Source organism: Acinetobacter sp. YH01022 (genome assembly GCF_013420235.1).
Lineage (GTDB): Bacteria > Pseudomonadota > Gammaproteobacteria > Pseudomonadales > Moraxellaceae > Acinetobacter.
Map to the genome: position 1 here is coordinate 1 of NZ_VOYP01000058.1, position 16,226 is coordinate 16,226.

12 protein-coding genes, 1 tRNA gene and 1 pseudogene are annotated in these 16,226 nt (G+C 41.4%); 7 read left to right on the top strand and 7 right to left on the bottom strand.

The features are described 5' to 3' along the window. Nucleotides 1-149: 149 nt before the first annotated feature. On the bottom strand, nt 150-1,475 hold the full coding sequence (locus tag FTT87_RS14280; RefSeq protein ID WP_180082356.1) for a hemolysin family protein: 1,326 nt from the start codon (nt 1,473-1,475) through the stop codon (nt 150-152). A gap of 127 nt (nt 1,476-1,602) precedes the next feature. Next, nucleotides 1,603-2,592: a LysR family transcriptional regulator gene (locus tag FTT87_RS14285; protein ID WP_086196263.1), complete on the bottom strand. Its 990-nt coding sequence runs from the start codon at nt 2,590-2,592 to the stop codon at nt 1,603-1,605. A gap of 654 nt (nt 2,593-3,246) precedes the next feature. Between FTT87_RS14285 and FTT87_RS14290 the strand changes: the two genes are divergently transcribed. Further along, complete coding sequence (locus FTT87_RS14290; RefSeq protein ID WP_086196262.1) at nt 3,247-4,851, top strand: isocitrate lyase; 1,605 nt, start codon at nt 3,247-3,249, stop codon at nt 4,849-4,851. 135 nt (nt 4,852-4,986) lie between these two features. On the opposite strand, the gene FTT87_RS14295 is transcribed toward FTT87_RS14290, so the two are convergent. After that, entirely contained in the window at nt 4,987-5,361 is a 375-nt protein-coding gene (locus tag FTT87_RS14295; protein WP_086196285.1) for a diacylglycerol kinase, read from the bottom strand. Between the two features lie 314 nt (nt 5,362-5,675). Between FTT87_RS14295 and FTT87_RS14300 the strand changes: the two genes are divergently transcribed. After that, nucleotides 5,676-8,771, top strand: a complete 3,096-nt coding sequence (locus FTT87_RS14300; RefSeq protein ID WP_180175030.1) for a multidrug efflux RND transporter permease subunit — start codon at nt 5,676-5,678, stop codon at nt 8,769-8,771. Nucleotides 8,772-9,007: 236 nt separating this feature from the next. Continuing rightward, a complete protein-coding gene (locus tag FTT87_RS14305) occupies nt 9,008-9,595 on the top strand; it encodes a DUF4112 domain-containing protein (protein ID WP_180082352.1) in 588 nt (195 codons plus the stop codon). Nucleotides 9,596-9,763: 168 nt separating this feature from the next. Here the strand turns inward: FTT87_RS14305 and htpX are convergent, their stop codons facing one another. Both htpX and FTT87_RS14315 read right to left on the bottom strand, forming a co-directional pair. Continuing rightward, complete coding sequence (gene htpX, locus FTT87_RS14310) at nt 9,764-10,669, bottom strand: protease HtpX (protein WP_166167439.1); 906 nt, start codon at nt 10,667-10,669, stop codon at nt 9,764-9,766. A gap of 135 nt (nt 10,670-10,804) precedes the next feature. Then, nucleotides 10,805-11,671, bottom strand: coding sequence for a lytic transglycosylase domain-containing protein (locus FTT87_RS14315; RefSeq protein ID WP_180082350.1), 867 nt, complete (start codon nt 11,669-11,671; stop codon nt 10,805-10,807). Nucleotides 11,672-12,169: 498 nt separating this feature from the next. Here FTT87_RS14315 and ttcA point away from each other — a divergent pair, with 498 nt between their 5' ends. Together ttcA and FTT87_RS14325 are read left to right on the top strand one after the other, a co-directional pair. Then, nucleotides 12,170-13,090: a tRNA 2-thiocytidine(32) synthetase TtcA gene (ttcA, locus tag FTT87_RS14320; RefSeq protein WP_086196257.1), complete on the top strand. Its 921-nt coding sequence runs from the start codon at nt 12,170-12,172 to the stop codon at nt 13,088-13,090. 225 nt (nt 13,091-13,315) lie between these two features. Further along, the gene (locus FTT87_RS14325) at nt 13,316-13,699 is read left to right on the top strand and encodes an SCP2 sterol-binding domain-containing protein (protein WP_086176171.1); all 384 of its coding nucleotides are present in this window, start codon (nt 13,316-13,318) and stop codon (nt 13,697-13,699) included. Nucleotides 13,700-13,787: 88 nt separating this feature from the next. Here the strand turns inward: FTT87_RS14325 and FTT87_RS14330 are convergent, their stop codons facing one another. Further along, entirely contained in the window at nt 13,788-14,897 is a 1,110-nt protein-coding gene (locus FTT87_RS14330; RefSeq protein WP_180082348.1) for a transglycosylase SLT domain-containing protein, read from the bottom strand. Between the two features lie 363 nt (nt 14,898-15,260). On the opposite strand from FTT87_RS14330, the gene greB reads away from it, so the two are divergent. Both greB and FTT87_RS14340 read left to right on the top strand, forming a co-directional pair. Then, nucleotides 15,261-15,755, top strand: a complete 495-nt coding sequence (gene greB / locus FTT87_RS14335; protein ID WP_180175031.1) for a transcription elongation factor GreB — start codon at nt 15,261-15,263, stop codon at nt 15,753-15,755. Between the two features lie 90 nt (nt 15,756-15,845). Then, a tRNA-Ser gene (locus FTT87_RS14340) sits at nt 15,846-15,935 on the top strand. Nucleotides 15,936-16,108: 173 nt separating this feature from the next. Here FTT87_RS14340 and FTT87_RS14345 read toward each other — a convergent pair. Next, nucleotides 16,109-16,226, bottom strand: a pseudogene (locus FTT87_RS14345) (IS982 family transposase); the annotation flags it as partial.

A 16,226-nucleotide genomic window follows, 5' to 3' on the forward strand; every position in this document is an offset into this window, starting at 1 on the left:
TAACACAGAAGATTTCTGTAAAATCAAACATGGTGGTTAGAGTCTTTGGTTTGTGTAGTAACTTTCTAAATGGCTCTAACCATCTTTTTTTCAAGCGGTTTTCTTATCCGTAATTCGGGTTAGTATAAGTTTAAAAAAGAAGAATCAGATTATTCTGATTCTTCAGGATGATTATTTTCTACTTCCTTTAGAAGTCGTGTGACTAGGAGCTGGTCAATTTTAAAATGGTCAACATCCACTACTTCAAATTTATAGTTACCATAGATCACGGTATCGGCAGGGCGTGGAATTTTGCGTAGACGGTACATCATGAAACCAGCAAGCGTTTCATAATTTTCTTCATCTGGCATTTCATCAATTTCCAGCGCATGTTTCAGATCCTCAATAGGCGTGCTGCCATCAATCAGCCAGGAATTGTTATCGCGCTTGATAATTTGCTGATCCGCTTCAATTGGCGTGACCCAATCGCCCATGACAGTAATCATAATGTCGGACAAGGTAATTACGCCAACCACCAGAGCATATTCGTTAATCACGACTGCAAACTTTTCTTTGGTGGAACGGAAACGGTCCAGTAATTCAGATAAAGTCAAAGTATCTGGAATGGTCAATACATTACGAATGGTACTTTCATTTAACTGCAGTAAAGACTGGTTATTCAGAATACGCACTAGAATATCTTTAGCATCAACATAACCAATCACATCATCAATATTTTCACTACACACCAGAAACTTGGAATAAGGATATTCAGCCAGTTTTTGCCGGATACTGGCTTCAGATTCTTTCAAAGTGAAATAGATGACATTTTCACGAGTTGTCATACTCGAAGGAACATTACGTTCTTCAAGCTCAAACACGTTTTCAATAAAGTGATGTTCCTGTTTCTGTAATACACCTGCCTGCGCACCTGCATCCATGACAGCAGAAATATCATCAAAGGTGATGTTGTCTTCACGGGTGGTATTGACCTTGAACAGGCGAAATAACAGATTGGCAATGGCATTGATGAACCAGGCCAGTGGACGACATACGCTAATAAAAATTTGAATCGGGTTGATCACAGACACAGCAATTTTTTCCGGTGCAATCATGGCCAGACGTTTTGGCATCAAGTCTGCAAACAGAATGAATAATGACGTGACTAAAGTAAAAGACAAGGCAAAACCGATTGTTTCAGCCCACGCACCCGTATAGAAACGTGAAACTAGCTCGAGAAAATAAGGACGGAAAGCACCTTCACCTAAAATACCGCCAAGAATAGCAACAGCATTTAAACCGATTTGTGAAGCTGCAAAAAAGTCTGCTGAATTTTCCTGTAAATCCAACACTTGCTGAGCACGTTCATCCCCTGATTCAGCCAGTATTTTTAGTTTAACTTTACGTGCACCCGCCAGGGCAATTTCGGTGAGCGATAAGAATCCCGCACCTGCAATGAGGATGATGATGATGACGATATTTTGAAAGAGGCTCACAAATCCACCTGTGGATCATCATTATTATGAATATTTTTAACATAAAAGAAGGTCAGGTAGTAATGAAATGACTACCCGACTAAATACAGTATAAGCTTAAAAAAGAAGAATTTAAGAAAAATTGCGCTTAATAATGTGAAAATTGCGAATTATTCATTAAAAATTCACGATTTTCTTCTTCGATCATTTGGCGTGCAACATACAGAATGAGCTGGCGCAACCAGCGATGTGCCGGGTGATGATGCAATAACGGACACCATGCCATCTTCAATTCAAACTCGGGAATGTAGAAGGGTGGGTCTTTCATCAGCAGGTTCTGGTTTTTAGCCTGTAAACGTGCAATGCGTGTTGGCAAAGTCGCAACGAGGTCAACATTGGCAGCCAATAACCCGGGCATTTGATAGTGACGGGTAAAGACCGAAATTTTACGCTTTTGACCAATACGTTCCAAAGCCTGATCAATCCAGCCCAAACCCGCCTGTTTTTCCGGGTTCACGCCAAAGCCAACACCCATCCCTGTTTTAGAGACCCAGATATGCTGTGCATCTAAATAACTTTTAAGGTTTAAATTTCCTGCAGCAGGATGCTTGCTATTGAGCAAACAGGAAAAACTGTCTCGCCAGACCAGGACCTGGTGGAAACTTTGCGGAATTTCATTGAAACGGTTAATCGCCAGATCGACTTTGCCTTGTTCCATGTCACGGTAAGACACGTCACTGGGGGTTAAAAAGTCCAGTACCACATTGGGTGCTTCAGAGCGTAAGGCTTTAACCAAACGTGGTACTAAAGTCGCTTCCGCATAGTCCGAGGTCATAATGCGGAAAACACGATTCGATGTATAAGGACGGAACTCGGTACGCGGTTCCAGAATCATTGAAAGATCGGATAAGGCATCACGGATACGCGGCTGTAATTCCAAAGCACGTTCTGTGGGGGTCATTCCTTCAGAAGAACGAATTAACAGCGGATCATTAAATAAATTGCGTAAACGACGCAAAATGTTACTCATGGCAGGTTGGGTTACACCCAATTGTTCTGCAGCACGCGTGACATTTTTTTCGCGAAGCAGTACATCAAGATATATTAATAGATTGAGATCGACCCGCTCCAGATTCATACAAGAAATACCGAAAATAAGCTCATGAAATTATTTCGATTATGCCATAAGCGACAAGGCTTGTGTAGGAATATTGATGAAAAAAGAGACGGGATAATCGTGGAATTTTATATAGATAAAATGAATTAATGAATGAATTAACGAGGGTAAATGCCACGCTTGTTGAAGTAAAGTTAAATGAATCAGAGAGAAAAAATCGGGGATTTTAATAGCAAATAAAGGCCTTTATTGAGTGAGCTATAAAAAGAAAATAGAAGAAATAAAATACAGTCATATTTTGATGATTTTGATTAAAAATTTACATAAATGACTAAAAAAGTAGCTGGTCAAGCTTTTTTCTTTCAAAGCACGACTTAAGTCTAATGAAGAAAAAAACGACATTTCGAACACTTTGTAAGCAAAAAATGATTTTGAGTAATTAAAATAAAATTAATTAAAACAATAATTTAAAATTTTGAAACATAAATATAATAAGACTTTGATCTACATATTTTTTAAATAAATACTGGGAATTAATCGAGAATATTGGATTAATTTTTTAACTCAATCTAATCTGTGTTCATCTTAACGAAGCGCTCTAAATCTGAACAAATAATATGAGTGTGATTTTAGCCTTCGCTTGATGAAATCCTAATATTATTACAGGAAAATATCATGACTACATACCAAACAGCGATTGATGCAATCCGCGAATTAAAAGCGAAATTCGGCAACACTTGGGCAGACATCAGTGCTGAAGACGCTGCACGTATGCAAATGCAAAACCGTTTCAAAACTGGTTTAGACATTGCTAAATATACAGCTGCGATTATGCGTCGTGATATGGCTGCTTATGATGCTGACTCTAGCAAATATACTCAATCATTAGGTTGCTGGCACGGTTTCATCGCACAACAAAAAATGATTGCGAACAAAAAATACTTCGGTACGACTGAACGTCGTTATATCTACCTTTCTGGCTGGATGGTTGCTGCTCTTCGTTCAGAATTCGGTCCACTTCCTGACCAATCTATGCACGAAAAAACTTCTGTTCCTGCATTGATCGAAGAAATCTATACATTCTTACGTCAAGCTGACGCAAAAGAATTAAACGATTTGTTCCGTGCACTTAAAAAAGCACAAGACGCTGGTGACACTGCTAAAGCTGCTGAAATCACTGCTCAAATCGACGGTTTCCAAACTCACGTTGTGCCAATTATTGCGGACATCGATGCTGGTTTCGGTAACGAAGAAGCGACTTACTTACTTGCTAAGAAAATGATCGAAGCGGGTGCTTGTGCACTACAAATCGAAAACCAGGTTTCTGATGCTAAACAATGTGGTCACCAAGCTGGTAAAGTAACAGTTCCACACGAAGACTTCATCGCGAAAATCCACGCACTTCGCTATGCATTCTTAGAAATGGGTCTTGATGACGGTATCATCGTTGCACGTACTGACTCTGAAGGCGCTGACTTGACTCAAAAAATCCCAGTGGTTAAAGAGCCAGGCGACATCGCTTCTCAATACATCAGCTACTTAGACACAACTGAAATTGACATTTCAGAAGCGCAAGAAGACGAAATTCTGATCAAACGTGATGGTAAACTTCACCGTCCTAAACGTTTAGCATCTGGTTTGTACCAGTTCCGCGAAGGCACTCAAATCGACCGCGTTGTACTTGACTGTGTAACTAGCCTACAAAACGGTGCTGACCTGCTTTGGATCGAAACTGCAACTCCAAACGTTGACGAAATCGCTCACATGGTGAACCGTGTTAAAGAAGTTGTTCCAAATGCGAAACTTGTTTATAACAACTCACCATCGTTCAACTGGACTTTAAACTTCCGTCAACAAGCTTACGACCGTTGGGTTGCTGAAGGTAAAGACGTTTCTGCTTACGACCGTGCTAAATTAATGAGCGCTGAGTACGATGCTACTGAATTAGCTGCTGAAGCTGACGAAAAAGTTCGTACATTCCAGGCAGATGCTTCTCGTGAAGCAGGTGTGTTCCACCACTTGATCACACTTCCGACTTACCACACAGCTGCTCTTTCTACTCACGAGCTTGCTCAAGGTTACTTCGGTTCTGAAGGTATGTTGGCTTATGTTGCTGGCGTACAACGTAAAGAAATCCGCGGTACCATCGCTTGTGTGAAACACCAAGCAATGGCGGGTTCTGATATCGGTGACGACCACAAAGAAATCTTCGCTGGTGACAATGCCCTTAAAGCTGGTGATGACTCTAAAAACACTATGAACCAATTCTCTGCTCACTAAGCATTGAACTGATTAAAAAACCCGGCGCAAGCCGGGTTTTTTTATGTCTTAAAGAAAGTTTAGATTGAGATATAAAAAAAGCACCTGATTAAAGGTGCTTTTTGAAAATTGATAAAGATGAAAGCCTTAAAATGATTACTTGATTAAAATAATCAGCCAGACAAAGAAGATGATGCCGAGGGCTACAAACTGTGCAGCACTGCCCATGTCTTTGGCATTTTTTGAAAGGGGATGTTTGTCCAAAGAAATACGATCGACCACGGCTTCAATTGCTGAATTCAATAATTCCACAATCAAAGCCAGTAAGCAGACAGCAACCATGAGCGCCTGTTCAACCGCGGTCACATCAAGAAAAAAACTGCTCGGAATGAGTACGACATTGATCAGGACGATTTGACGAAAAGCGGCTTCATGGATAAATGCAGATTTAAAACCAGCAAGAGAATACTGGGTTGCATTCAATACACGCTTAACACCGGTTTTACCTTTAAAGGGGGAATAGGAGTTCATTGCACTTAAATATTCAATAATTTGCACCATCCTATTCGATTTTGCTTAAGCAAAAATTAATTACATTAACTTAATTAAAATATTGAAATGCAATAGTAAAAAATATGTCCTAAGCTTGCTTTAAAAGCCGTGGTAATTTAATAAAGAAAATTCCTTCACATTTTCTCCTTATTTAAGGCAAAGTCTTATTTTTCTGTTAAATATGATTGGCTTTTATAGTTTTGTCATTGATGATCAAGATCAGATCAATCATTTTAGTTATTCAATGATCGAGTTGAATTTTTTATCCCTTAGCACTTAAGTGACCAGGATATATGCTGTCTAGGTTTTTTATTCATCGACCGATTTTTGCAGGTGTTTTAGCCATTATCCTGATGGCTTTTGGGGTTTTTGCAACGCTGAATTTACCGGTAGAGCGCTTTCCTGACATCGCCCCGCCACGGATTAGCGTCAGTGCCAGCTACAATGGTGCTTCAGCAGAAACGGTGGAAGAAAGTGTCACCCAGGTGCTGGAACAGCAAATAAAAGGCATTGATCATCTGCTGTATTTTAGTTCCAGCAGTGATTCATCCGGGCGCAGTCGCATTAACATCAGTTTTGAAAATGGCACTGATCCCGATACTGCACAAGTCCAGGTACAAAATGCAATTAATGGCGTGCTGAACCGTTTACCGGATGAAGTGCAACGTCAGGGAGTGAATGTATTCAAGTCACTGGGTGACACGCACATGGTCATTGGCCTATATGATGCTTCGGGAAAAAGTGACAGCATTGCCTTATCCGACTACATGCAGACCCATCTGGAAGAAGATCTGGCACGTATAGATGGTGTGGGGGAGGTTGATGTCTTTGGTTCGCAATATGCCATGCGCATCTGGCTAAACCCCTTAAAATTAAAACAATACAATTTAATGCCGAGTGATATCCGTGCCGCTGTTGAAGCGCAAAATACCCAGGTTGCAGCAGGGGCGGTGGGTGATTTACCGACAGTAGTAGACCAGTATTTAAATACCAAAGTCACTTCTGGTTCACGTTTAAAAACGGTGCCGGAATTTGAAAATATCATTGTCAAATCTGCGCGTGATGGCAGTTTTATCTATTTAAAAGATGTCGCCCGAATTGAACTGGGGGCAGAAAATTATCAATCCATGAATACCATCAACGGCTTTCCTTCTGCCGGGATGGGTATTTCGCTGGCTTCCGGTGCCAATGCCCTGGCGACTTCAGCACTGATTCAGGCTGAGGTAGACCAGATTTCGAAGCAGCTTCCTGAAGGCTATAAGCTGGTTTATCCGCGTGATAATACGCCATTTGTCAAAGAATCCATTAAAGAAGTGGTGAAAACCCTGGTGGAAGCGGTGTTGCTGGTGATTGTGGTGATGTTCCTGTTCCTGCAAAACTGGCGCGCTACGCTGATTCCGGCAATTACCGTACCGGTTGTTCTGCTGGGCACGATGGCGATATTGTATGTGCTTGGCTTGAGTATCAATACACTCACCCTTTTTGCTCTGGTCCTGGCGATTGGGCTGCTGGTGGATGATGCCATTGTGGTGGTAGAAAATATTGAGCGGCTGATGCATGAGAAAAACCTGGCGGCTCGGCAGGCATCACTTGAATCCATGCAGGAAATTAGTGGGGCATTGGTGGGGATCACGCTGGTACTGACAGCGGTGTTTATTCCGATGGCCTTTTTTGGTGGTTCAACCGGGGTGATTTACCGCCAGTTTTCCATTACCTTGGTTGCAGCTATGGCTTTATCGCTGGCTGTTGCCCTGATTTTAACTCCAGCTTTATGTGCCCTGATTTTAAAGCCCAATCCACAGCCTACCCAGTGGGCGCTCTGGTTTAACCAAAAGCTGGATGGCTTAAAACAGCGCTATCTTCAATTATCTACCTTAACCCTGCGATATAAAGCCATTTGTTTGCTGCTGCTTGCTGCACTGATCAGTGTTTTTGCCTTGTTTTATCGCGCCTTGCCAACCAGTTTTATTCCCAGTGAAGATCAGGGCATTCTCAATGTGCAGTTTAAGCTGGCAGATGGTGCACCGATGTCGAAAAGTTCCGAAATTGGTGAGCAGATTAGACAATATTTTCTGCAAAATGAAAAAGACAACGTAAATCTGGTGATGGTACGTTATGGTCGTAATATGGCGGGAACGGGACAAAACTTAGGTCAGGGTTTTATTGCCTTAAAGCCCTGGGATGAGCGTTCTGGCAAAGAAAATTCAGCCCAAGCCATTCGGGAACGTGCCTTAAAGCATTTTAAAAAGAATCCGAATGCACAGATTAATGTGACGATGCCGGCTTCGGTCAGTGGTTTAGGCCAGACTGACGGGTTGGATTTCTGGATTCGTGATATCAATGGTCAAGGTCGTGCCTATCTGGATAGCCAGTTTAAGCAATTGCAGCAGCAGGCAAAACAATACAGCAGTTTTGAAAATCTGGATAAGCGTTCAAATCCTGATAAAGCCGGTTTGAAGGTCAATATTGACCAGAAACTGGCGATGGCCAATGGACTGTCACAAACCGCCATTAACAGTACCTTGTCGAGTGCATGGGGCGGCAGCTATATCAATGATTTTATTGATCGCGGCCGGATTAAACGGGTGATGATGCAGGGCGATGCCGAATTCCGTTCTAAACCTGAAGACCTGCAATACTGGTATGTGCGCAATGACTTGAACCAGATGGTGTCCTTTAGCAATTTTGCTACGGTCAGCTGGAGTGGTGGGCCAGATGTAGTGAACCGTTATATGGGCTATACCGCCCTGCAAATGGAAGCAGATACCGCCAAGGATGTTAGCTCGGGTGTGGCAATGGGGGATGTTGAACAACTGGTGGCCCAGCACCCGGGTATCGATGTGGCGTGGAGCGGTTTGTCCTATGAAGAAAAACGCTCGAGTAATCAGGCTATATTGCTGTATATATTGTCGATTGGCTTTATTTTTCTGTGTCTGGCTGCACTGTACGAAAGCTGGTCTATCCCTACGGCAGTATTAACTGCCATTCCTTTGGGGATTGGCGGCAATATCCTGTTCAGTTATTTTGCCGGTTTTCCAAATGACATTTATTTCCAGATTGCCTTACTCACCACCATTGGCCTGTCCTGTAAAAATGCCATTTTAATTGTCGAATTTGCCGCACTTGCCGAGCAGCAAGGCAGCAGTGTTGTTGAAGCTGCGCTGGAAGGTGCTAGTCTGCGTTTACGCCCGATTCTCATGACGTCGTTGGCCTTTGGTGCAGGGGTAATTCCGCTGGTATTTGCCTTTGGTGCGGGTGCTGCCAGCCGTCAGGAAATCGGGGTCAGCGTGTTAGGTGGGGTGATTTTTGCCACCGTTTTGGTGCTGATTTTTATTCCCTTTATGTATGTGCTGATTCGTACGCTGTTGAAAACCAAACCGAAAACATAATCTGATTAGTTCTATCCTTCAATATTCCTTTAGCGAAAAGAGAATATTGAAGGATTTTCTTGTTATATAAAACTGTTCAATAGTTAAGATATCTTTGTAAATGTCTCAGTCAAATTAGGCTGAGGTAGCTTGATTTCAGCCGGCTTTCACTACATTAATCATATCTATACACAGCATGTAGAAAAGACATGATGTAATCTCGATTATTTAGATCATTATTTTTTGGGAATGTGGCAATGTCAGAGCAACAACAAAAAAAATTGAGCCAACAGGAAGTCGTACGTTTGGAACGCGATTTAGCCAAGTTCGCGAATATGATGGATTCGGTTGTACGGATTCCATTCACCAAACAAGGTGTCGGGGCAGATGCTGCCTTAAGTACCATTCCTGTGGCTGGCGATGTTGCCGGTTTTGCATTGACCTGTTATGCCATCTATAAGGCCAAGCAAATTGGCGTACCGCAAAGTAAACTGACTCCAGTACTGAGATTGGCCATGATGGATGCTGTGGTTGGTTTTATCCCTGTAGCGGGAACGATTTTTGACGTTTTTATTCGTCCTAGTCGCAAAGCTTTAGCCATTGTGCATGATCATATTCGTGAGGAATATCAGATTCGTAGTGAGTCACATGTCACCCATCCCTTTTTGCATGAACGTCTGGAACAGAAGCAGCAGTCTTCTGCATTTTGGCGTAACCCTGTCGTGGCCTGGATCTGGCTGCATCTTCCTGATTTACTGGGCATTGTTTTTATCATTTTATTAATTATGGCCATGTGGCTGGGACTTGGCTGGTTATGGCAATGGTGGCAATCACTGAATATTTAAGGTCATGCAAGATCAATCAATCGATGATTTTGCTCTTGATATCGTGTGTATGAGTGGTGTGCATAATTGATTTCAATGACCGTCTATTAGCGGATTTAGTCACAAAAAAGCCTCCATCGTGGAGGCTTTTTATATCCCGTCTATCTAAGCAGATTCAGTCTAAACAGATTATGGGCAATTCAACTGTTGTAATGCAGCCACACGTTGTTCAATACTAGGGTGGGTCTGGAACAAGGCAGCCAAGCTGAAACCCTGTTCTTTGCCTTCTGCAATAGAGAAAGCTTTCATTTCTTTCGGCATTTGATCTGGCAATTCTGATTCTGCCTGTAAACGCAGTAACGCAGAAATCATCGCCTGTTTACCGGCTAAACGTGCACCCGCTTCATCAGCACGGTATTCACGGTGACGAGAGAACCACATGACAATCGCTGAGGCCAAAATACCAAACACGATATCCAGTACCATGGTAATGGCAAAATAAGCCAGGCCTGGTGCTTCACCATCTTCGCGACCAAATACATTACGGTCAATAAAGTCACCGACCACACGTGCAAAGAACATGACAAAGGCGTTGACTACACCTTGAATCAGGGCAAGCGTGACCATATCACCATTGGCAACGTGACCAATTTCGTGCGCAAGCACCGCACGAAGTTCGTCTTTATTCATGCGTTCGAGCAAGCCTGTTGAAACGGCAACCAATGCATCGTTTTTATTCCAGCCTGTAGCGAAAGCATTCGACTGATAAGATGGGAAAATACCCACTTCTGGCATGTTAATGCCGGCACGTTGCGATAATTGCGCAATTTCTTGTAATAACCATGCTTCAGCCTGGTTACGCGGAGCATTGGGGTCGATCAACTCTGTCCCGGTAGATTTTTTTGCCATCCATTTCGACATAAACAACGAAATGAGAGAGCCAACCATACCAAAGACAAAACAGATGACCATCAGGTTGCCTAGATTTAAGCCACCCGCGCCATGGTAACTACCGACACCGAAGAGTGACAAGATAATGCCAGCTACTACCAGTACCGCGAGGTTGGTTAGCAAGAACAAACCAATCCGCATCATTGGGAAAATCCTCTTATAATAAAAAAATAATCTGATTTATAAATCAAAAATCATCTTTCTAAATATGAGGTGTAAGTCTTAAAAATTCAAGGAAAAATTAAGAAAACTCGATAATGGCGCAGTTTCTAAAACAATTTAATTGTCAACAATTGAAATTCTTGCGGAAGCTGTCGCATGTGCCGTGGCATACGAGCCGGGGGCATCGGTGAAACTGCCATCGGATGCCATGATAATTTGACGCTGTGAACTATAACGACGGGCCGCATGTGATGAAGCGGATTTATCATTGTTGGATTGGGCAACAATTTTGCCGCTATCGGAAGCAGATTTTGTTGAGTTCGTACTATGACCCAAGCCATTGGCATATAAGTTGCTGAAACGGCTGCTCACACGTCTGACATAGTCCTGGGTTTCTCTGAAAGGTGGAATGCCGCCGTATTTGGCGACATTGCCTTCACCCGCATTGTAACTGGCCAGAACCAGTGAGGTATTGCCGTTAAAGCGTTTCATTAACCAGGATAAATACTTTGCTCCACCCATAATATTTTGATAGGGATCAAAGGCATTTGAAACATTAAAACGTCTTGCCGTCGCAGGCATAAGCTGCATCAGGCCCTTGGCACCGACAGGTGAGCGTGCATTGACATTAAAGCCTGATTCAGTATGCATGACTGCTTTAATCAGACCTTCAGATATGCCATGTTGAGACGCGGCCTGTTTAATAATGGAATCGAAAGCATTTTTATTGCGGCTATAACTCGGCAGTACCGAAGCTTCGGATGAACCCCAGTTACTATAACTATGAATATTGCTGTCTGGATAATACGTTTTTTTCTCGACTTTGAGATGGTTGTAACGATTTTTCTTGTTGGTGAGCAAGGTCGTACCATTCGAATCTTTTAATTGATAAATGGTCTGGCCGGCATGACTGGTCGTTGCAACAGATTGAACTGCTACACACCCCAAAAAATAAAGTCCAATTTTTACAAAGTTATTTTTCATTTTTATAAATAGAAAACATGTGTTCCAAACAGTACAAGTGGAGTTTAACAAAAAAAAACAAGATGGAAAGTATTACTCCATTAATTTTACCAATAGTTTGTAAAAATCAAGTACCGTTTGTTGAGATAGTAATCAAAAAAAATATTAATTTTTTTTAATCAGGATAACTTGACACATATAAACAGTTGATTTTAAATAATATTTAAATTGATCAAAAAATGATCAATTTAAATAGAAGCCTTAAATAACAGGTCTGACACCTTGTCAAGTGTTTTAAAATCCACAAAGTTATCCACAGGTTTTGTGGACAACTGTGGAAAAGTACAAATGGTAAGCATTGTGGCTAAAAACTGAACTCGTCAGGTCAAAATAAACGTGAGAGTTTTAGATGAAAAGGGTAGTAATAAACAATTTGCAGAAATTACATTCTTTTGGTGCGTGTTCAGACTGAATCGGATAAAATTGCGCGGTATTTTTATTTATGGGTAAATCTCGTCTATGTACTCGCCAGTTGAGTCCGAACAAGGATTTAATTTCAAACCAGAACTGCCCACTAGTTCGGCATATTACCGTTTGTTGAAAAAGCTTCGCCGTCAAGTCGGTCATGCCATTCGTGATTTTAAAATGATCGAAGATGGCGACAAGGTAATGGTCTGTATTTCTGGGGGTAAAGACAGTTATACCTTGCTGGATATTTTGTTGCAATTTAAACGCATTGCACCGATCAACTTTGATGTAGTTGCAGTCAACCTGGATCAAAAGCAGCCGGGTTTCCCTGAAGATGTCTTGCCACGTTATTTAGAGGAAAATAAAATTCCTTATTATATTCTGGAAAAAGACACTTATAGTATTACTAAAAAACTGACGCCTGAAGGTAAAACCTACTGTGCAGTGTGTTCACGTCTACGTCGTGGTTCATTGTATGGCTTTGCGCAGGAAATTGGTGCGACCAAAGTCGCTTTGGGTCATCACCGTGATGACATTATGGCAACTTTCTTCTTGAACCTATTCCATGGTGGCAGCTTAAAGGCCATGCCACCGAAACTGTTGTCATCTGACAAGAAAAATATCCTGATTCGTCCGCTGGCTTATGTGGAAGAAAAAGACATCATCAAATATGCAGAAATGCGCCAGTTCCCGATTATTCCGTGTAACTTGTGTGGTTCACAGGAAAATTTACAGCGTGCCATGATTAATGACATGCTGCGTGAATGGGATAAGCAGTATCCAAAACGTTTACACAGTATTTTTGGTGCCATGCAGAATGTATCGCCTTCACAACTGGCCGACCGTGAACTGTTTGACTTTGAAGCTTTGGATGCACAACGTGAAATTGATTTTACGGGCAGCTGTTCAACTGAAGAAGAAGGGCAAAGCAAACGGATCAATATGGTTAATTTAGGTTTTGTTGCGGACTAAGCGCATTTTTAGACACCAATTTTAGCATTGGTGTCTAATTTATATAACTTTATATATCTGATTTATTTAATAAATGTATTGAAAACTTAAAAATTGAACGCATCGTACAAAAAACGTTAAGCAGAAAACAATTTTACATGCTATAACAAGCTTCAAGCAAAATAGCTTCACAAAGATGTTGTCTGGATAGGCGACACAAATGCACAAATAAATTGAGGAAAGATCATGCCTGCCTTTTTAACTGATGATTGGTTTTCAACTGTAGAAACATTAACTGCGCAAGCTGGTGATTTAAACTTGCCACCTGCACTGGCAAATTTAGCCATCAACCTGGTGGTGTCTGATGCTCAAGGCAATACAGAATTGTCTCTTGATGGTGGTGCAATCAAAAAAGGTCTCTCTTCAAATGCGAAAACCACGTTGAACATGGATGGTGAAACTTTGCGTAAAGTGTTCCTGGAATTTGATATGGCTGCTGCAATGCAAGCCTTCATGACCGGTAAAATTAAGGTTCAAGGCGATATGTCACAATTGATGGCTTTACAAACAGCCAAGCCAAGCCAAGAGCAAAAAGATTTATTCAAAAAAGTGCTTGAGCAAACAGCTTAAGGGCTTTTTGCTTCAGAACTATCGCTTAAGTTATTTTAAGCATAAAAAAAGCTTACCCTTGGGTAAGCTTTTTTGTATTTAGAAGATATTAAATATTCACTAACTCTGAAGTTTTAATATGTTCTAAATAGGCACGGATACGGGTTACATATTGTACCGCTTGACGGTAACGACCATTGCTGGCCTTGTTACGCTCTAAATAACTATACAAGTTAACCCAGTTGTTCGGATTTTTATCTTGAGCCTGAATGCGGTTTTGAATCTGCCCGACTGCCCCCGGTCCCATATTATAAGCAACCAGCGCATACCAGTTACGGTCAGGCAAAGGGACATCTGAAAATCGACTTAACATCTGGTCGTAATATTTCGCACCGCCTTCAATACTTTGTGCCGGATCGGTTCGGTTACTGACCCCCATGGCTTTGGCAGTGCTATTGGTCAGCATCATTAAACCACGAACACCGGTCGGGGAAACGGAATTCGGTTTTAAATACGATTCCTGATAACCAATTGCTGCCAGCAAATGCCAGTCTAAATCATATTTTGCTGCAGTATTTTTAAAGCTGGCTTTATAAATCGGCATACGCTGATTTAAATCACGCTGGATACTATCCCATGAATGTTCTTGTACCACATTCTGATTATAGAACGATGCCAACTGGCGAATTGCACCAGACTGTTTGCCCTGACAGACAAAGCCACTTGCAGTTTGGGCAAGTGGATCATTTGCATGTTTAAAGACCCAGTTCAGGCTGGTATTTAGACCATTCTGTTGCAGGCTGCTTATATCGCCACAGGTTGCTGAAAAAGAAGTCAGGCGCTTTTGTTCAATTTCACTGAGATTGGCAGTGGTCATGGCAAAGTTGGCTTTACCTTGCGAAACCCATTTCAGTGCCGTAGCGTTATCAGGTACGGTTTTAAACACCAGTTTGACATTTAAGCTGTTGGCATAGTTACGCGCCAGGTCATAACCGAAACCATGCTGGTGCGAACCATCTTTAAAAATAGTCGTAGGATTTTCTACCGAAACGACGGTGAGCTGTTTGCCATTGACCACAGCATCGTACTGGAATGATTTACTTGCATTGATACTATGGAACGGAAATAACACTGTGCTAAATGCAAGAATTTTTAACGAGAGAGAAGAAGTTAAAGGTTTAAGGCAAAGCCTCGCCCCAGAAGTTGAACTACTGTGCATGTTGTCTCCGCTACAAGTAATTTATGCCCTAAAAGCAAAGGCAAACAGGCCTCAGACTTTTACAAGTTTGATAAATTCAATAAGGGTTGGGCAGTCATGACGTCATTCAAAATGACATAGGATTAAAAGGAGAATCATGTAGAATTTCTACATAGATTAAAAAGCAAGCAAACTAAAAACATGGGCGCATAATAAGGCTGAAAAATATACTTGTCAAATTTTGTACGAAAATTTTTGGAAAAATGTAGCATAACAAATTAATTTTATTGAAGAATTAATTTTATAAACTTTAGTTGTGTGTAAATACGGGATAGAATAGCCGATTCTTGTAAGTAAAATGTAAACATAACTGCAAAAATCATCATGAAATCTAACTTAATTACACGTGCTGGACATGACAAATTAGTCGCAGAATTACAACACTTGTGGCACGAAGAACGACCGGAAATTACCCGGAAAGTGAACTGGGCAGCCAGTCTCGGCGATCGATCGGAAAACGCTGATTACCAATACAACAAGCAAATTTTACGCAAGATTGACCGCCGTGTCCGTTATCTGGGTAAACGCCTGGAAGAGCTGCGCATCATTGATTTTTCCCCGGAGCAAGAAGGCAAAGTATATTTTGGTGCCTGGGTGGATATTGAAAATGATGAGGGTGAGAAAAAAACCTTGCGTATTGTCGGGGTAGATGAAATTTATGATCATCATCCACAGCATATTTCCATTGATTCACCTATGGCACGAGCGTTACTAGGCAAGCAGATCAATGATGAAGTTGAGGTGCTGACACCATCAGGTAAAAAACTGTGGTACGTGAATAAAATTCGTTATGAAAAGCCTGAAAATTCAGCAAATTAATGCATTTTGTTTTTATTTTAAGCGGTTGACAAGAAAAACATGGAAAAGTATTTGCCAAGATAGAATTTTATTTATATTATAGCCGCCATTGGAAGCGTGGCAGAGCGGTTTAATGCACCGGTCTTGAAAACCGACGAGGGTGTGAGTCCTCCGTGAGTTCGAATCTCACCGCTTCCGCCAAATATCTAAATAAGCCCTTGTTTTTACAAGGGCTTATTTTTTATCTGTAATTTTACCCCTCAACCTACCCCACATCAAAATTTGGATTGAATTGGCTTCATTAAGTTGTATTCGGAAGATAAAGGAATACAGTTTAAAAAACGCTGTCTAAAGCAAACTATATTTAACCCTAGTTACGGATAAGCTAAATTTCTAACGACATGAATTTTTGGCTTATTCTTCTGACAGAGTTGATAAGCACATAAACATGAAAATATGCCTGCTAGAAAACCGGAAATAGTCCGATGTTTA